Here is a 17,481-nt window from a genome sequence, read left to right on the forward strand (position 1 = left end):
GTGCTGTCGGGCTGGGCCTTGGTGTGGACCTCTTGACCGTGAGCGGATTCGGCGGGGATGGCGACGTCTCGCTACCAAAAGTGCCAACAGCGCGGCCAGAGCCCTGACATACGCGTCGACGCCATCAGCGGGACTGGTTCATCCCGCGAACTCGCGGACGGGCAGCCCGGCGATGTCGACTCGTGCCCGGAACAATGAGCCTGCCAGCGGGTCCTGTCCAGGTTCGAGGTTCTCCCGGGATGTGGTGATGAACAGCTCGTCCAGGCGCGGGCCGCCGAAGGTGCAGGCGGTGACCTTTCGCGTCGGCAGTTCGATCACCTCGTCGAGGACGCCCGCGGGGGAGTAGCGTCGTACCGCTCCACCGTTGTTGAGGGCCACCCAGACGCCGCCTTGGGCGTCGACGGTCAGCCCGTCAGGACGCCCGGCCTCGGCTGGCACGGTCACGAAGGTGCGCTGCCCGGTCAGGCCCGACTCGGGGTCGTAGTCGAACACGGCGATCCGCTATGTCGGTGTGTCGTTGTAGTAGGCGTGGTTGCCGTCGAGGCTCCACTCCAGTCCGTTGGAGATGGTCACCCCGGTGAGGATCACCGTGATGGAACGGTCAGGCGCCAGTCGGTACAGGGTGCCTGCGCCGGGGCGTTTGTCGTAGGCCATTGAGCCGCAGTAGAAGCGGCCGTCGGGATCGCAGCCGCCCTCGTTCATCCGTATCCCGCAGTCGTCGTCCCACAGGGCGGGCAGGTGCGTGACGGTGCCGTCGGCCTCCTCCAGGGCGAAGCCCCGCTCGACTCCGATGACCGCGCCGCCCTGGCGGCGGGGCCGCACGGCTGCGGCGACATCGCCCACATGGCGGCGGGTGACGGTTCCGTCGCCAGCAAGGGACAGCACATCCCCGGCCAGCATGTCGACCCAGCGCAGGCCGCCCCAGCGCGGCGACCATACCGGCCCCTCGCCGTGGTACACGATCGGATCGGTCACTTGCTCCACGCGCATCGGCGCCTCCTGACAAGACAGGTATTTTTAGCCGGAAAGCGCACATTCTTCTTCATAGTGCCTGAACCTGGAGACCTCCGTATGGCCCGTTCGCCAACAGCCGCAGCGTTGCGGACGTGGCTCGCCGAGACCTGGCCGCTGGTGCAGGCCACGGCAGCGGCCACGGTGGCCTGGGTGATCGCTGTCCGGGTGGGCGGTCACGATGCCCCGTTCTTCGCTCCGATCGCCGCGATGGTCGCTCTCAACTTCGGGCGGGGCGAGCGGGGCCGGAACGCCCTGCGGCTGGTCTTCGGCGTGTGTATCGGCATCGTCTTCGGAGAACTCACGGTCGTGGTCCTCGGAAGCGGGTGGGACAGCCTGGCGCTTGCGACGTTCGTCGCGCTGGTCGTCGCTCAGGCGCTGGGGGCCAATCGGCTGATGCGCGTCCAGGCGGCCGCCGGGGCGATCTTGACCATCGCCGCGGCCGACGGCGGGGCTGGTGTGAACCGGTTGATCGATGCGCTGATCGGTGCTGGGGTGGCGCTGGTGTTCACGCAGGTTCTGTTTCCCCCCGAGCCGCTGGCCCTGGTGCGCCGGGCGGAGCGGGCGGCGCTGGCCACGATGGCCGAGGGCCTGCGGCTGGCGGCTGAGGCGATCCAGCGTGGTGCGCGCAACGAGGAGCTGCACGCGGGGCTGATCAGGTGCATGTCTGGCGTGCGGGAGCACCTCGCCGAGGTGGGCAGGGCTGGGCCGGCCGGTGCCCGGGTCGCCGGCCACTCGTTGATCTGGCATTACCGGCGCCCCGCCGCCAGGCGGACGACCGAGGAGGCCGCCCAGGTCCAGTTGCTCGGAGCCAGTTGTCTGATGCTCCTGCGCACCGCTGCCAGCGCGGATCTGCCGGGGCAGGCCGGGCTCGCGCAGGCGGTACGGGAGCTGGCCGGAGCGATCACCGACCTTTCGGTAGACCTGGGCGGCCGCCCGGTCCGCCAGCGGGCGGTGGACCGCGCTTTCACCGTTGCCCGCCGGGCCGGCGAGGCCCCGGTGCCGCATATGGAGCGGGAAGCCGTGGCCGCCGGCGTGCGGTTCCTCTGCCTCGACATCATGGTCTTCGCAGGCGCCGCCCCTTCAGAAGCGTTCGCCGTGTTCCAGCAGGGGGGCGCAGGCATGCCGCGGGTGGTCGCGCCGCCGGAAGACTTCCACCTGCCCGGCCTGCAGCGCCCCGCCGCAGTGTTCCGCCGTCTGAGCCGACGGCGGCGCCGACGTTGACAACCGGTGGTGCCGGCCGTGCGTCATGGCGGGCCCGCACTTCCAGCCGCGTATTCCTCCAGCGGGACCAACCCTGCGTTCCAGGCGGCCAGTACGGGCGTCACTACGCGCCAGGCCGCTTCGACTTCGTCGCCGCGAACGGACAGCGTGCTGCCGCCCGACAGGACGTCCAGCAGCACGTGACCGTAGGCCGGCAGGTCGGAGACGGGAGGCGGCGCGGCGAGCGTCACCGGCGCCGGGCTCGGCGGATTCAGGGCACCGCCGGTCAGGTGCAAAGCGAGGTCGTCGGGGCCGTCGAGGCCGATCCGCAGTTCGTTGGCCGGAGCGCTGTGGGCCGACGGGTGCTCGGTAGGCCGGAAGCGGACCGTGACCTGCTTGCGCCGGCGGTGCAGCGCTTTGCCGGCCCGGAGCAGGAAGCGGGTGCCCGCCCACCGTTCGCTGTCGAGGTCCAGCGCGACCTCGACGAAGGTTTCGGTCCCGCGGTCCGCGTCGACGCCGCCCTCATTCCGGTAGGCCGGAACGGCGCGTCTGCCCCCGCCTGCCGGGTCGGGGAGCGTACCGGCGGTGTACCGGGCGCGACGGGTGCGGGACGGGGCCTCGTCGCGGCTCAGGCGGCGCACGGAACGCAGGACGTCGACCTTGCAGTCCCGCAGGGCGTGCTCGTCCAGAGAGGTGGGCAGGTCCATCGCGATGAGGGACAGAATCTGGAGCATGTGGTTCTGCATCACGTCCCGCAGGGTGCCGGAGCGGTCGAAGTAGCCCGCCCGGCCCTCCAGACCGAGGTCTTCCTCCCACAGGATGTCGATCTGCTCGATGTGCCGGCCGTTCCATACCGGTTCCAGGACCCGGTTTGACAGGCGCAGCGCGAGCAAGTTCTGGACGGTGGGGAGCCCGAGGACGTGGTCGACCCGGAACACCGCCTGTTCCCCGGTGGTGCCGGCCACCTGGGCGAGGAGCCGGTTGAGCGCCACGGCGCTGTCGAGGTCCTCACCGAAGGGCTTCTCCAGGGCAATCCGGCTTCCCGCAGCGAGCCCGGCGGCCCCGAGCGCGGTCACCACCGCTGTGTACAGACCGGGGGGCAGGGCCAGATAGACCGCCACCGGCTGCCGGACACCGTGCAGCAGGCCGGCGAGGCTCTTCGGATCGGCCATCTCGGTTCGCCGGTAGCGCACGCAGCGCAGCAGGTCCTCGCGGGCTGCGGCCGGTACATCCGGGGCGTGACGCTCCAGCCTCTCCGCGGCTGTGCGCTGGAAGGCGCGGTTGTCCAGGTCTTGCCGGGCGGCCGCGATGATCTCGAAGCCGTCGGGGAGCCGGTCCGCGGCGCGGAGTACAGCGAGAGCCGGCAGCAGGTAGCGGCCGGCGAGGTCACCGGTCGCACCGAGCAGCACCAACGTCTTGATCAATTGCTGGCCCCTGTACGACGAATCGGCAGCACCGGACAGCGCGAAGGTGCCGTTTAATCCAGAAAACACGATTGAGTGGCGGTTTGCTGCGGTTCATGAAGAATTCCAAGTATGCCTGATCTTGAGTCGGCAGGTTCGGAACCGAAGCGGTCTCCTCCGGTGGTGACGCTCGCCGCGTTGTACGGCACGGGCGGCGTCGTCATCGGGCCCGAGGTGGCGCAGCGGCTCGGCGTTGCCTTCCTCGATCGCGCCATCCCCGCTTCGGTCGCCGCGCAGACCGGCGTCCCAGAGGAGGTCGTCGCCGCAGCCGATGAGCGCCCGCTCAGGCGCGGGCAACGGTTGCTGGCGCTGCTGGGCAGGGCGCCCAGCCTGACAGCCGGCCCGGCCCAGGAGCGCTGGCCTCTGGAAGAGAGCGAGATGCGGGCGCAGATCCGCCGCTTCATGGTGGCCGCTGCCCGGTCCGGGGGTGTCGTGCTGGGGCGCGGCGGCGCGATCGTGCTGCGCGAGCTGCCGCAAGCGCTGCACGTGTACCTGGGCGGGTCCCTGGATGCCCGTATCGCACAGGCGATGGAAGCTGAAGACGTCGATCGTGCCACTGCTGAGCAGCGCGTAAAGGCCAACGACTGGGCGCGAAGGGAGTACGTCCGCAGGGCGTACGGCACCGACGGTGACGACCCGGCCCTGTATCACCTCATGATCGACGCCACCGCCTTCAGCGTCGACGCGTGCGTGGAACTGATCGTCGCTGCCGCCACCTTGCGCATGTCGCGCAGCAAGTGAGTTAAAGACATGAGGAGTACCTATGCTCAGGCCCCGCGATACGCCCACCCGCGAGTGCACCTCGCTCAACGGCCTGTGGCGGTTCGCCGTCGACACCAAAGGGGTCGGCCGGGCTGACGGCTGGTGGCGCCACACCTTGCCCGGCAGGCGGGAGGCTCCCGTGCCGGCCAGCTACAACGACCTGTTCCCGGATCCGACGGTCCACGACCATGTGGGCGACGTCTGGTACCAGAGGGTGATACGGATTCCGGGGCGGTGGGAGGGCCAGCGGATCGTCCTGCGTTTCGACTCCGCGACCCACCGGGCGGTGGTCTGGGTCGACGACACGGAGGTCGCGGCCCACGAGGGCGGGTACACGCCGTTCGAGGCGGACCTCACCGACCTGGTCGAGCCGGGCGCCGAGCACCGGGTGACGATCGTGGTCGACAACACCCTGTCATGGCAGTCCATCCCCCCGGGTTACGTCGAGCAGACTCCCGACGGACCGCGCCAGCGCTACTTCCACGACTTCTTCAACTACGCCGGTCTACACCGCAACGTCTGGCTCTACACCACACCCCGCACCTACATCGGTGACATCACCGTCTTCACCCGGCTGGCCGGATCGAACGGGACCGTCGACTACCAGATCCAGGCGGTCGGCCACGAGGAGCACGACGTCCGCGTCATCCTCCGGGACGCCGACGGCGCCGAGGTCGCGCGAGCCACCGGCAGCACCGGCGGACTCACCTTCGAGGACGTGCACCCCTGGCGGCCGGGCGAGGGTTACCTCTACCACCTCCATGCCGAACTGCGGGACGCCGATGAGGAACCGGCCGACGCGTACACGCTGCAGGTGGGAGTACGGACTGTGGCGGTCGAGGGGAACCGGTTCCTCATCAACGGAGAGCCGTTCTACTTCACGGGATTCGGCAAACACGAGGACAGCCCCGTACGCGGCAAGGGCCACGACGACGCCTTCATGGTCCATGATTTCGCGCTGCTGGAGTGGCTCGGCGCAAACTCCTTCCGCACCTCGCACTACCCCTATGCGGAGGAGGTGCTCGAGTACGCGGACCGGCACGGCATCGTGGTCATCGGCGAAACCCCCGCTGTCGGACTCAACGCCGAACTCGGTGCCACGCTCGCCGAGGCGGTGTTCACCACGTTCTCCGAGTTCACCATCAACAGCGCCACACAGGAGGTCCACCGCCAGGCGCTCGCCGAGATGATCGCCCGGGACAAGAACCATCCCAGTGTGGTGATCTGGAGCATCGCCAACGAGCCGGAGTCCACCACCACGGCCTCCCGCTCCTACTTCGAGCCGCTGGTCGACGAAGCCCGGCGGCTGGACCCGTCCCGCCCGCTGGCCTTCGCCAACTTCATGAGCGCCACCCCGGACAACGACGTCATCTCCGGCCTGTTCGACGTCCTCATGCTTAACCGCTACTACGGCTGGTACAAGAACCTGGCCGACCTGGCGGCGGCCGAGCGGAACCTGGAAGACGAACTCCGCGCCTGGACACGCAAGCACGACAAACCGATCATCATGACCGAATACGGCGCGGACGCACTCATGGGGCTGCGCACCATCACACCCACCCCGTGGACCGAGGACTACCAGGCCGCCGTACTCGCGATGTACCACCGCGTCTTCGACCGCATCGAGGCGGTCGTCGGCGAACAGATTTGGAACTTCGCCGACTTCGCCACCGCCCCCGGCCTGCTGCGCGTCGACGGCAACAAAAAGGGCGTGTTCACCCGCGACCGCCGCCCCAAAACCAGCGCATGGCAGCTCCGCGAACGCTGGCGAGCACGCCGATGACCGGCCCGACGAGCGGGCAGACCCCCAAGCTGCGCACCATCCAGTACATCGGCTACGGCGCCGGAGACTTCGCCAACAACCTGGCCTTCTCCATGGCCTCGATGTTCCTGCTCCTTTACTACACCGACGTCGTCGGGATCTCCGCCACCACGGCGGGAACACTGTTCCTGATCGTGCGGGCCTGGGACGGGATCGGCGACGTGATCGCCGGCCGCATCGTCGACCGCACCTCCACCCGATGGGGCAAATACCGCCCCTACCTGCTGTTCGCCTCTCTGCCGCTGCTGCTGCTGCTCGTCGCGCTCTTCTCTGTGCCGGGCGGCCTGAGTGAGGGCGGCGCACTCGTGTACGCCTACATCTCCTACGCGCTGTTCTCTTTCGCCTACGGCATGGTCAACATCCCCTACGGCTCCCTGTCCACCGCCATGACACAGGATCCCGACGAACGCTCCAAACTCTCCAGCGCCCGAGTTCTCGCCACGAACCTGGTCATCCTGCTGCTGGCGGTCGTCGTCTCACGGCAGATCGCGACCTCCGACGACCTCCAGCGATCCCTGACGATCATCACCCTGGGCCTCGTGGTGATCGGGATGGCGCTGTATGTGTTCACCTTCGCCACCGCCAAGGAGCGGGTGCAGCGCGACGTCGAGAAGGTCAGCCTGCGCCAGGCGTGGGACACCGTGAAGCAGAACAAGCCGCTGCTCCGGCTGGGCCTGTCCAGTGTGCTGTTCCTGTGCGGCATGTTCGCCCTGGAGACCACCGCCATCTACTACGCCCGGTACGTGCTCGACGACGCCGGCCTCTACGTCGTTCTTGTCGCCGTACAGGTTGTCGGCATGCTCCTGGCCACCCTGCTCATCCCCACCATGGTGAGCAAGGTCGGAAAGCGGACCTCCTACGTCGCGGGCGGGACCATCGCCGTGCTGGGCGGCGTCGTCACCGCCGTCGCGCCAGGATCCGTTCCCGCGATCGCCTTCGTCGGTTTCGGTATCCTTGGCATCGGGATCGGTGCCATCAACACCCTGATCTGGGCGCTCGTCGCCGACACCGTCGAGTACGGGGAATGGAAAACCGGCGTGCGCGCTGAAGGCGCGACTTACTCGGTCCTCTCCCTCAGCCGCAAATTCGGGCAGGCCATCGGGGCTGCCGCCGCGGCCTACATCATCGGCCTCGGAGGCTACGAATCCGGCGCCGCCACCCAGAGCGACAGCGCTGTCACCTCGATCAGGATCGCGGCCGGGGCTGTTCCGGCCCTGGTCATCATCCCCGCGATTGCCCTCATGGTGACCTACCCCCTGACCGAGAAGAAGTTCCGCCAAATCGTCGCAGACATCGCCCGGCGCCACACGGAACCGGGCCCAGATGAACCGCGAGTCTCCCGAGCATGACCGGATAACAAGCCCTGGAGCTTGCCGGGGATCTTGGTTCGTAGTTGCCCCTTCCGTAAAACCTCTACGGTCCGGAACCATGGTGAGAGGAGCAACGTCACATGGCGTCACTCATGATGTTCTTGGGAGCAGTGGGTGGAGCCGCATTGCGTCTCGTCCTCGAAAAGGGGCTCTTCCGAGTGTGGCCCCACGAGCCAATGCCGTGGGCAGCCTTCGTGGTCAACTTCAGCGGCTGCTTCACGTTGGGTGTCTTCTTGGGAAACACGATCGCGCGGGACCTGCCCAGTTCGGTGCTCCTGCTCCTGGGCGGAGCTATTACAACGTTCAGCATCTTCGGGCATGAGTTTCTCAGACTTGCCCAGGGCGGACTGTACGGTTTGGCCGGGCTGAGAGCGTTTACCAGCTGGTTGGTCGGCGCAGGAGTAGCCACTGTTGGAGTACTGGTGGGCCTGCAGGCAGCCTGACCAGTGCCCCACATGATCACGTCGAGGGTTCGCTCGCACTTCGCCGGACCTCTGCCCTGACCACGTCGGTGTCGACTCGCGGCAGCCGCGGCACGGATTTACTTTAGCGACATGGCATGACGGTAAAGGAGGCGCAGGAAAGCGAACCCAAACGGCACGGGCAGCCGTACACAGACGCGGCCGGATGAATGTCTGGGAGGACTCCATGGCCGTCGAGATCCAGCCCCTGCTGAAGCCCTCTCGGCTGAGGCGCCGCGGAGGCTTGTGGGGCGAATGCGTTGCAGAGTTCCTGGGGACCTTCGTCCTCATCTCCTTCGGTTGCGGCGTGGTCGCGATGGCGGTCGCGGCCCTGCCCGGCTCGGGGCGCACCGAGGGGCCCACCACGTTCTTCCTCGGTGCCGGAGACTGGCTGCTGATCACCTGGGGATGGGCTATGGCTGTAATCCTCGGTATCTATGTGGCCGGCGGGGTCAGCGGTGCGCACATCAATCCGGCGGTGACCCTGGCCTTCGCGGTTCGCCGCAAGTTCCCGTGGGTCAAGGTCGTCCCCTACTGGGTGTCCCAGGTGCTCGGCGCCCTGGCCGGCGCGGCACTGGTCTACGCCGTGTACCACGACGCCATCAACACCTTCGACGACGCCATGAAAGGGCCGAAGACGGGCGGACACACGCTCGCCTCGTTCTCGATCTTCGCCACCTTCCCGGCGCCGTACTTCCACGGCGGCATCTGGGGTCCACTGATCGACCAGGTCGTGGGCACGGCCTTCTTGGCCATGCTGGTGGTGGCAATCATCGACCTGCGGAACACGGCGGTGAAGGCGAACCTCGGACCCCTCGTGATCGGGTTCGTCGTGGCGGCCATCGGCATGTCCTTCGGGGCGAACGCGGGCTATGCGATCAACCCGGCCCGCGACTTCGGCCCACGCCTGTTCACCTGGATGGAGGGCTGGGGGGAACTGGCGTTTCCGGGCAGCTTGGCAGGGGCGTTCAGCGGCTACTGGTGGATCCCGATCGTCGGACCGCTCGTCGGCGGCGTGATCGGGGTGCTGGTGTACGACCTGTTCATCGGCGACGTGCTCCACATCCGCGCGCAACAAGGCGAGGCCCCGGAGCCCGGCCGGACGAGCCCCACCACATCAGACGATGAGTAACCGGTGTCGCCAGCCGGGCGCCCGGCTGGCGACACCGTCGTCACGAGGTCGGCACGCCGGGGGCAGCAGCTCCTGGGTGGGTGGCACGTGTGGCAACGACTTGACAACGGCAGGCGGCGCGTCATTCACCGGATGCACCAGGGCGGCGCCGCCGCCCAGAGCGACAGCGCTGTCACCTCGATCAGAATCGCGGCCAGGGCTGTCTCGGCCCTGGTCATCATCCCCGCGATTGCCCTCATGGTGACCTACCCCCTGACCGAGAAGAAGTTCCGCCAAATCGCAGCAGACATCGCCCAGCGCCACGCGGAACTCGGCCCAAACGAATCGCGAGCCCACCGAGTATGAGCGGACTTCAAGCCATGAGTGGCCCACCCGGGCATCCGCATCCGGCATCCGAGTGATGATGCCCTCCCCACGATGGGTGGGCACACCGGTTCGCGAACACGCTGCCGGCCGATCGCGTCACGCGCTCTGGCGCGTCAACACAACTGCGGCCATGCGCATTGCCTTGCGGGCACCTCTGACGAGAGTGCAGGCGGCCGACTCTGCCGTAGATCTCCTGCGACCGGGGAGTTGGAAAATCCCCACCGGGCTCGTCCACTCCGGCGGTCATGCGACAGTCGCTCCACCCTCCTGCCAAAGCCACGTAGACCTGCGCAATAGTTACGATAGGTTCATGTTTGATGGCGCGTCGGAGTGCACCCCCGGAATCGATCTCACCGCGGGGCCGAGTGGGGTGGGGTGTGTGAAGTGCTTGGCGGGCGACGGCCCCGGATGGTGGTTCCACTTGCGGCGTTGCGCCGCCTGCGGGCACATCGGATGCTGCGATTCCTCACCCTCCCAGCACGCCACCAGGCACGCACACGACGCCGGGCATCCCATCTTGGCCAGCTTCGAACCCGGAGAGAGCTGGTTTTGGAATGTCGAGACCGAGACGTTCCTTGAGGGGGCGAAACTGATGCCGCCCACCTCGCACCCTGAATCGCAGCCGGTGCCTGGCCCCAAGGACAAGCTCCCCATGGACCGGCGGCACCTGCGCTGAACGAACGAGAACGTCGAACGGGTCAGTACGCGAGTTGTGGCCGGGCTAGCGCCCCGTGCGAGCATGCGCCGGGTTGAGATCATGCAGGCGGAGCCGCCGCCAGGTGCTGATCCGTAATCCCTCCAGGGCAGGCCAGCCCGGCCATGTCCCAAGCAGCGCGCCCGGCTCCGGCCCGGTAGGCGCTGTCGTAGAAGGTGAGCACGGCGGCGCGGGGGTCTTCTTCGGCGCGGGCGTCGTCGTAGCGCAGCACGGCCAGATGACTGCCGCTGCGCGCTACCCACCGGGCGGGTCCTGGTGCGAGCGGTTCCTCCGCCAGCCCTGGGGGTTCGGGTGAGGTGTAGGAGTAGAAGGCAGGATCGGGGAACGTGTCGTCTCCGAACCAGAAGCCGAAGCTGATTACCTCACGGGAGTACGCCTCGCGGGTAACCGAGTCGGCCTCTGCCGACTGTACAGTGTGCCGTCCGGAGAATCTGCTGTGGGCAATGTCAAAGGTGTGCCAGAAGTGGTGCACGGGGCTGGCCTTCCCAGAGAAACCAGCCGCGAACTCCTCCAGCACCAGCGCCACTTGGCTGAGAACTCGCCAGTATCGGTTGACCTGCACTGGATCGTAGGCCGCATGTTCGGTGTCCTCGGCGAACGGCCGCGCTGAATCCGGCAAGTCGAATGGGCTGAGGGCTGGGATGTCCACGCGGGCACCCAGCACGGCCAGAGCGTCCAGGGTCGCGCGGTAAAAGGACGCCACGGACTGGCCGTAGAGCGGAAAGGACACCTCTGCGCCGGCCAGCGAAGCGACCACTAGCTGATGGCGGACGAAGTCGAAGTCGATGGTGAACGAATTACCTTCGGCCGACCCCATCGGACGCGTGGTGATGCCACGTCCGGTGAGGTGGAAGGGCACATTCCACCAGTGGTTGCGCCGAACGCTGGCGGTGAGCCGGATCTTGCCGACGACCTGCGCGAACCGGTGCAGCGTCTCCTTGCAGTCCCGCCATTCGGCGAGCGGAATCGGCGGGAAGAGCTCCATGAGCCTTCCTTCCTGCACGGAGCATCCGGGAGAGCGCCGACGATACCAGCGGCCCCTACCCCTCAATGATGGCCGACCCCGCCGCGAACGGCACGCCGCCGGCACGGACCACCGCTTACGGCGACGCGGCCTGCACAATGATCATTGTGGGCTGACGCCCGCGCATGGGGTCGAAGGCAGCAGCGGAGGAACAGGGACGGATCCCGCCTTCGGCAGGCGTCGCCGGCCCGTCGTAGGAGAGTTGGTCAACGGCAGGTCACCCAGGAGGCTGGCGGACCGGCAGGTCGGCGATGTCGGCACCGCGGCGCAGGACGTCGCGGAGCATGGCGGGGGTCAGGGTGCGGGTGGACATGTTGCGCTGGCTTGGGTGGTAGCCGCCGATCAGGTGCAACACCCGTCCACTTCGAGCGTCGGCCAGCTGCATGTGTGCGCCATGCCCGAAGGCTGGGCGCGGACGGGGCACCTGCCAGCCGGTCGCGGTGAGTGCCGGGAGCAGCGCCTGCCAGGCGAAGCCGCCGAGGACCACGATTGCGCGCAGGGTCGGGCGCAGGAGTTCCAGCTCCCTCGCGAGCCATGGCCGGCAGGTGTCGCGCTCTGTGGTGGTGGGGCGGTTGTCGGGCGGTGCGCAATGCACCGGCACCGTGATCCGCACGCCGAACAGCTCCATCCCGTCGTCGCAGTGCGTGGCCTGTGGCTGGGAGGCGAGACCGAAGTCGTACAGGGCGGCGTAGAGGGCATCGCCGGACGGGTCGCCGGTGAAGATGCGTCCGGTGCGGTTGCCGCCGTGCGCGGCTGGAGCCAGTCCGATGATCGCCAGTGGTGCGTCCGGCGGACCGAAGCCTGGCACGGGCTTGGCCCAGTACGCCCAGTCCCGGAAGGACCTGCGCTTGACGCGGGCGGCCTCCTCCCTCCAGGCCACCAACCGCGGGCAGGCCCGACAGGTGCTCACCGTCTCGTCCAGTTCGCGCACGGAATCCAGTCGGGGAGCTGTCGCCAAGGGGAAGTGGCGGGCCTGCGGTGTCGGGCGGCTGCCGTGCGTGCTCGTCATGCTCCTCCTCACACCGTCTGTCGAACGGTCGCGGAACAGCCCGGCCCGCTCGCCCCTCGGCAAACGGCGACCCCCGATAAAATGGGTGAGTCAGAAACACCCCGCACCCCTGGGTGGGGTAGGCACCGGCCGCTCACAGTCGCGGGCCGGACTGACTGATCGATCTGGAAGGTGCCGTCATGGCCGAGCAGATCACCTACCGTCGAGTTTACGAGGAGACCTCGCCCAAAGAGGGCAAGCGGGTCCTTGTCGACCGTGTCTGGCCACGGGGTATGCGCAAGGACGAGGCGAACCTGGACGAGTGGCTGCGCGATGTCGCCCCCTCGACCGACCTGCGCCGCTGGTACGGCCACGAGCCGAGCCGCTTCGCCGAGTTCCGCCGCCGCTACCTGTCCGAGCTGAAGGACGCCGGGCACCGGCAGGCCGCCGAGCATCTGCGTGACCTGGCCGCCCACGACAAGCTCACGCTCCTCACCGCCACCAAGGACGTGGATCACAGCCAGGCCGCCGTACTCGCTGAATGGCTTGCCGAGATCTGACCGGTACAGCAAGCTCTGAACAACGCCGGAACCCTGCAAGGCCGGCTCGCTGGTGCCCCGGCTGGTCGGAAAGGTAGCGCCCTCCACTGGTATCACCGGAGCAGGTGGCAGCGGGACTCTCCGGCGCTCGGGCCGCATCGGCCACCGGCCCTGCTGGCCGGGGGCTGCCGCCAACTGCCTGCTGATCCGGACGCTGCGGGCCGTCTCGGACGACCAGATTGACGATTGAGTCCCGCGCCCATGACGCAGGTGCAGTGGCCACCCCCGCTCAGCACATGAGGCGGTCTCGCGGCTCATCTGACCGTGGAACAAGCCGCCCTGCTGCCTACGATCGGGGCCGGGCCTGGCACCGAGCTCCCACCCTCGCCTCGCGCTGGCGGCCCGGCTCGACCGCGACCGCCTCGAACCCGCTGCCATCGACACCACCGGCACTGCTGAGCCGAGGCCGACGAACGGGTGTGCCGCTCCCACTGCGGCGGGGCTGCGCAGCCCGCGTTGTGGGACGGGCACTGGTGGAGATGCGCCGGCGATCAGCTGTCCGTTGCGGGGCGGGGGCGGATCTGCATGCCGGGGCGTCGATGGTGAACAGTGAGGTAGGACAGGCCGTCAGCACTTGCGGTGATGCCCCGGGTCGAGCCGTGGGGAAGCCAGAACAGCGCACCCCCTGTGAGGGGTTCGGTCCGGTCGCTGGTGACGAGGATGCCGCACCCGGCGACTATGAGCAGGAGCACGTCGAGGTCAGGCTCGGCGTGGGTCTCGACGCACTGGTGAGCCGGCAGGTGGACAAGGTTGGCGTCGAGTTGACGGCCAGACTCGGTGAGCTTCCACACGGCACCCGCGCTCGCCGGATCGGTCCCGGCGAGGGCTTGGACGTCACACAGCAGGCGCGATGTCGGCGCAGGAGCGGACCGAGGCGAGGGCTGGGCGACCTCCGCGTCGATCGCCCCGGGGGCACCGGGGGGTGGGGTCTCAGGCATCGACGGCCGCCCTTCCGATCCGTACCCGCCAGATCTCCGGGCCGGACTCGAGGTACTCCCAGGTATGGGTGCCCGGGTGGGTGGCCTCGAACTCTCGGCGCAGGGGCTTGGGGTCGTGATTGTTGACCAGGACGAACGCCTCGCCGGGGCCCAGGCGGCCATAGCGTGCGAAGATCCGCGGGTGCCGATGGCCGTGCGGGATCTCACGGACGTCGAGGACCGGCGAATGGTCGAGCTCACCGCCCGCGAGCAGGGTCAACATGTCCGTGACGAGGGCGGGCAGATCGGCGCCAGGCAGGGCGGCGAGCGCGGGCAGCAGGACGGTCTCCTCGGCAGCCAGATGGACGGCCAGGACCGCCTCGATCACCTGGGCGATCGCCATCGCGGAGGTGGTGGTGTCGGTGGCGGCAAGCGCGTCGATGTGTGCGTCGAGGGCTGCGGTTGTGGTGCGCAGGGCGCGGACCAGCAGGCGTGTCTCGGCCGCGCCGGAGGCGGCCGCGAAGAGCGCCTGGTCGGTGGCGGCCAGATGATGGCGCAGCTCACCGGTGCAGAAGTCCACCAGGGCAGCGTGCACGACGTTCTGGGAGGCGGCGATCGGTTCGGACTCGCCGAAGACGGCGAGCCCGATCCGTAGCCGTTGGTGCACGGCACGGATCGCTATCTGGGCCGGGACGGCCGGGTCGGTTTCTGTCGCGTCGATATGGATCTCGGATGACGATGCCACGGCGTGATGCTCCTCTCAGCCCCCGCTCACGATTATTACATGTAGTATTTGGAGAAACTTCTCGGTGGGCGGGAGGAGCGCATCGTGACCTACGTGATCGCCGGACCTTGCGTCGACGTGAAAGACAAGGCCCGCGTCGAAGAATGCCCCGTCGACTGCATCTGCGAGGGACAGCGTTCTCTGTGTATTCACCCGGACGAATGCGTGGCCTGTGGGACCTGCGAGCCGGTCTGCCCCGTCGAGGCGATCTTCTACGACGAGGACGTCCCGCTTGATCGGCAGGACTACACTCGGGCGAATGTCGAGTTCTTCGATGCCCTCGGCTCACCCGGCGGCGGCGCCAAGCTCGAACTCATCGAGCGTGACCACCCGCTCATCGCCGCACTGCAGTCGCACGTCCGTTAAGGCTGACCACCATGGACAACAGTCAGAAGCCGCCGGATCGCCAACAGCTGTCCGAACGCCGCCGCGCGGTACTCGACGCGGTGCAGGCCGCCGATGCCCCGCTGGGCGTCACGGAGGTCGCCGACCGGCTCGACGTGCACCCCAACACGGTGCGCTTCCATCTCGACGCGCTCGTGACACAGGGCCGCGTCGAGCGGGCAGTGGAGCAACCGTCGGGTCCGGGACGCCCGCGCACGGTCTACGCGCCGCAACCGGGAATGGACCGGGGTGGAACGCGCCGTTACCAGCTGCTGGCCCGGATGCTGCTTAGCCAACTGGCTTCGACCGGGCCCGGCACCGACGCAGCAGCCACCGACGCGGGACGCGCCTGGGGCCGGTATCTGATCGAGCACGTGCCCCCCTCCCGCCAGCTGACCGCTGACGAAGCCGTCGGCCGGCTGGCCGCCATGCTCGACGATCTGGGCTTCGACCCACAGGTCGGTGATGACGGTGAGATGCCTGGCCCCGTCCGGCTGCGGCACTGCCCCTTCCTCGAACTCGCCGAGGAGTACGGCACGATCGTCTGCCCGCTCCACCTGGGCCTGATACAGGGCGCCCTGGCCGAACTGCGCGCCCCCGTGGAAGCCACCAGACTCGAACCCTTCGCCGAACCCAACGCCTGCCTGGCACATCTCGCCCCCTCCACAACCGCATAGTCCCCTCATGTACCTGCCCCTGCGCATAAGAATCCCTATGCACGTCGCCGGCACCGAAACCGCGACCCGCCGCCGAGACCTCGTAGCCGATCGCCCGGCCACCGCACCGCTCACGACCCCTACCACCTCCGACCAAGTCGCCGTCATCCACGTGGGGACCCCACCCGGCGGCGCCATTCCCGAGCACGACTATGGCGCCTCACAGATCGTCCTGTCCCGGTCTCCGGGGTCGGTTCAGGTGCGCCACGGCCAGCACGTACACACCCTGGTGCCCGGCGCCGCGGCGCATATCGACACCGGCGAGCGGGGTCAGCCTCGCGAACCTGGACACCGGGCCCGCCCCGCTGATGGTTGTGGCCCCACCCCCAGAGCTCGCGTCCCGGCTGGCGGCGTGACCGATCGCCTGAAGCACCGGGCCAACGCGCCCGCCGCCTCACGCCCCAACATTTCCCGCTCGGCGGTGACGTCACGCAGTTGCTTCTGACGGATGCCGCCGCCCCGGACATGACAGAGAGCACAGCAATGAATACGACGTCGGCGGCCGTGGCAGGCGCCGCCACCTTTCTCTGGCTCGGCATGGTGCTGGCGATCTCCTTCCTGGAGGCGCCGTTGAAGTTCCGGGCCCCGGGAGTGACGATCCCGATCGGACTCGGCATCGGCCGGATGGTCTTCCGCGCGCTCAACCTCGTCGAGGCCGCCCTCGCCGTCATCGTTGTCGCCGCCGTCGCCACGGCCGCACCGTCCACGACCGTCGTCACGTTCACCGCGATCACCCTGGCCGTCCTGGGCGGACAACTCGCCGTCGTCCGCCCGCGCCTGAACAGGCGTTCCGACGCCGTACTGGCGGGTGAGGATCCCGCGCGGCACCGCTCCCGCGCCCACCTGCACTACGTAGCGCTCGAGCTTGTGAAGGTGCTGTCCCTGCTCACGCTGGGCTGTGCGGTCCTGGCCCGGTGACCGAGGACACGGAAACGGAGTCGGTAGCGGAGGAACAGGTATGAATCCCGTCGCCGAGCACTGATCAGATCGGCCCATGCCAGTTGCGTCGGCAGCAGTTCGAGTCCCGTGATCAGTCCGGGGCGCGAGGTGTCGGCACGGCCGGCGAGTACCGGGGATGTCGTGAGGAACAGTTCATCCAGCAAGCTCTCACCGAGCAGGTTGCCGATGAGGTGCGGTCCGCCCTCGGTGAGCACTGCGGTGTGTCCGCGAGCGTGGAGAACCGCGAGTACGTCGGCCATACGCAGGACGGTCCCTTCGCCTGCGGTGAGTGTCGTGCACGCCGGCGGTAGGCGTCCCTCCAGTCGACGGGCGCCTTCCACGGTGGTAGCCACAAGCGCGCCCGATTCCAGGGCTGGGTGCTCGATGGGGAGGTCACCGCTCGCGGTGATCACGACCAGTTTTGGTTGGGCGAGGCGTCGCAGATTGCGCCGCAACTCGGCGAAGGCGGGGGCGGCCTGCGGGCAGACATGATCGGGTGTCCATTGGTGGCCGGGCGTGGCTCGGAGAGTGCCGGCCCCGATGAGTACGACGTCGGCGCATGCACGCAGCAGTCCCATGACGAACCGGTCCGTGGGTTCGCGCCCGCTGATCGCCGAGCCGGAGGAGGGGTATTCGGGCCCAAGAGCGACCACTCCGTCGATGGAGGTGACGAAGTTCGCGTACACGCACGGCAAGGCGAAGCCCAGATCGCCGCCATAGGCAGTGGCGAGCACCGGTGGCAGTCCGAACCGGGGCTGCCCGGCTCCCTCGTACAACAACTCCAGCGGCTCCAGCAAACCTGTCTGTGTCCCTCCTTCGGGGTGC

17 protein-coding genes and 1 pseudogene are annotated in these 17,481 nt (G+C 68.3%); 11 read left to right on the forward strand and 7 right to left on the reverse strand.

Annotated features, from left to right (window positions below; all coding sequences use genetic code 11):
- Positions 1-138 precede the first annotated feature (138 nt).
- Positions 139-990: pseudogene (locus tag ACFY9S_RS32445) on the reverse strand (SMP-30/gluconolactonase/LRE family protein).
- Between the two features lie 81 nt (positions 991-1,071).
- Between ACFY9S_RS32445 and ACFY9S_RS32450 the strand changes: the two are divergent.
- Positions 1,072-2,235 (forward strand): FUSC family protein, encoded by a 1,164-nt coding sequence (locus tag ACFY9S_RS32450; RefSeq protein WP_391135519.1) that lies wholly within the window; start codon positions 1,072-1,074, stop codon positions 2,233-2,235.
- A gap of 23 nt (positions 2,236-2,258) precedes the next feature.
- On the opposite strand, the gene ACFY9S_RS32455 is transcribed toward ACFY9S_RS32450, so the two are convergent.
- Positions 2,259-3,638 carry a glucose-6-phosphate dehydrogenase gene (locus ACFY9S_RS32455; RefSeq protein WP_391135522.1) on the reverse strand — a complete coding sequence of 460 codons (1,380 nt, stop codon included), beginning with the start codon at positions 3,636-3,638 and terminating at the stop codon, positions 2,259-2,261.
- Positions 3,639-3,800: 162 nt separating this feature from the next.
- On the opposite strand from ACFY9S_RS32455, the gene ACFY9S_RS32460 reads away from it, so the two are divergent.
- From ACFY9S_RS32460 to ACFY9S_RS32485, 6 genes are all read left to right on the forward strand, one after another.
- Entirely contained in the window at positions 3,801-4,418 is a 618-nt protein-coding gene (locus ACFY9S_RS32460) for a cytidylate kinase family protein (protein ID WP_391135525.1), read from the forward strand.
- A 22-nt stretch (positions 4,419-4,440) separates the two neighbouring features.
- Positions 4,441-6,222 (forward strand): beta-glucuronidase, encoded by a 1,782-nt coding sequence (uidA, locus tag ACFY9S_RS32465; RefSeq protein WP_391135528.1) that lies wholly within the window; start codon positions 4,441-4,443, stop codon positions 6,220-6,222.
- Positions 6,186-7,610: a glycoside-pentoside-hexuronide (GPH):cation symporter gene (locus tag ACFY9S_RS32470; protein WP_391135531.1), complete on the forward strand. Its 1,425-nt coding sequence runs from the start codon at positions 6,186-6,188 to the stop codon at positions 7,608-7,610. The genes uidA and ACFY9S_RS32470 overlap by 37 nt, the downstream gene beginning before the upstream one ends.
- 101 nt (positions 7,611-7,711) lie before the next feature.
- A complete protein-coding gene (locus tag ACFY9S_RS32475; RefSeq protein ID WP_391135534.1) occupies positions 7,712-8,074 on the forward strand; it encodes a CrcB family protein in 363 nt (120 codons plus the stop codon).
- A 205-nt stretch (positions 8,075-8,279) separates the two neighbouring features.
- Positions 8,280-9,224, forward strand: coding sequence for an MIP family channel protein (locus ACFY9S_RS32480; protein ID WP_391135537.1), 945 nt, complete (start codon positions 8,280-8,282; stop codon positions 9,222-9,224).
- A 676-nt stretch (positions 9,225-9,900) separates the two neighbouring features.
- Entirely contained in the window at positions 9,901-10,266 is a 366-nt protein-coding gene (locus ACFY9S_RS32485) for a UBP-type zinc finger domain-containing protein (protein WP_391135540.1), read from the forward strand.
- A gap of 79 nt (positions 10,267-10,345) precedes the next feature.
- Here the strand turns inward: ACFY9S_RS32485 and ACFY9S_RS32490 are convergent, their stop codons facing one another.
- Positions 10,346-11,290 carry a DUF5996 family protein gene (locus ACFY9S_RS32490; RefSeq protein ID WP_391135543.1) on the reverse strand — a complete coding sequence of 315 codons (945 nt, stop codon included), beginning with the start codon at positions 11,288-11,290 and terminating at the stop codon, positions 10,346-10,348.
- Between the two features lie 256 nt (positions 11,291-11,546).
- Complete coding sequence (locus ACFY9S_RS32495) at positions 11,547-12,338, reverse strand: uracil-DNA glycosylase family protein (protein ID WP_391135546.1); 792 nt, start codon at positions 12,336-12,338, stop codon at positions 11,547-11,549.
- Between the two features lie 179 nt (positions 12,339-12,517).
- Here ACFY9S_RS32495 and ACFY9S_RS32500 point away from each other — a divergent pair, with 179 nt between their 5' ends.
- Positions 12,518-12,877, forward strand: coding sequence for a DUF488 domain-containing protein (locus ACFY9S_RS32500; protein ID WP_306947929.1), 360 nt, complete (start codon positions 12,518-12,520; stop codon positions 12,875-12,877).
- A gap of 530 nt (positions 12,878-13,407) precedes the next feature.
- Here ACFY9S_RS32500 and ACFY9S_RS32505 read toward each other — a convergent pair.
- Together ACFY9S_RS32505 and ACFY9S_RS32510 are read right to left on the reverse strand one after the other, a co-directional pair.
- Positions 13,408-13,854 (reverse strand): hypothetical protein, encoded by a 447-nt coding sequence (locus ACFY9S_RS32505; RefSeq protein ID WP_391135548.1) that lies wholly within the window; start codon positions 13,852-13,854, stop codon positions 13,408-13,410.
- Positions 13,847-14,578: a DUF2249 domain-containing protein gene (locus tag ACFY9S_RS32510; RefSeq protein WP_391135551.1), complete on the reverse strand. Its 732-nt coding sequence runs from the start codon at positions 14,576-14,578 to the stop codon at positions 13,847-13,849. Before ACFY9S_RS32510 ends, ACFY9S_RS32505 begins: the two co-directional genes overlap by 8 nt.
- 84 nt (positions 14,579-14,662) lie before the next feature.
- Here ACFY9S_RS32510 and fdxA point away from each other — a divergent pair, with 84 nt between their 5' ends.
- From fdxA to ACFY9S_RS32525, 3 genes are all read left to right on the forward strand, one after another.
- A complete protein-coding gene (gene fdxA, locus ACFY9S_RS32515) occupies positions 14,663-14,983 on the forward strand; it encodes a ferredoxin (RefSeq protein WP_391135554.1) in 321 nt (106 codons plus the stop codon).
- Between the two features lie 11 nt (positions 14,984-14,994).
- Complete coding sequence (locus tag ACFY9S_RS32520; protein WP_391135557.1) at positions 14,995-15,678, forward strand: helix-turn-helix domain-containing protein; 684 nt, start codon at positions 14,995-14,997, stop codon at positions 15,676-15,678.
- A 522-nt stretch (positions 15,679-16,200) separates the two neighbouring features.
- A complete protein-coding gene (locus tag ACFY9S_RS32525) occupies positions 16,201-16,635 on the forward strand; it encodes a hypothetical protein (protein WP_391135559.1) in 435 nt (144 codons plus the stop codon).
- Here ACFY9S_RS32525 and ACFY9S_RS32530 read toward each other — a convergent pair.
- Positions 16,566-17,453 (reverse strand): dihydrofolate reductase family protein, encoded by an 888-nt coding sequence (locus ACFY9S_RS32530; protein ID WP_391135562.1) that lies wholly within the window; start codon positions 17,451-17,453, stop codon positions 16,566-16,568. The two genes, ACFY9S_RS32525 and ACFY9S_RS32530, sit on opposite strands and share 70 nt — an antisense overlap.
- Positions 17,454-17,481 lie beyond the last annotated feature (28 nt).

The sequence above is a fragment of the Streptomyces sp. NPDC012474 genome, assembly GCF_042955185.1.
Taxonomy (GTDB): domain Bacteria; phylum Actinomycetota; class Actinomycetes; order Streptomycetales; family Streptomycetaceae; genus Streptomyces; species Streptomyces cahuitamycinicus.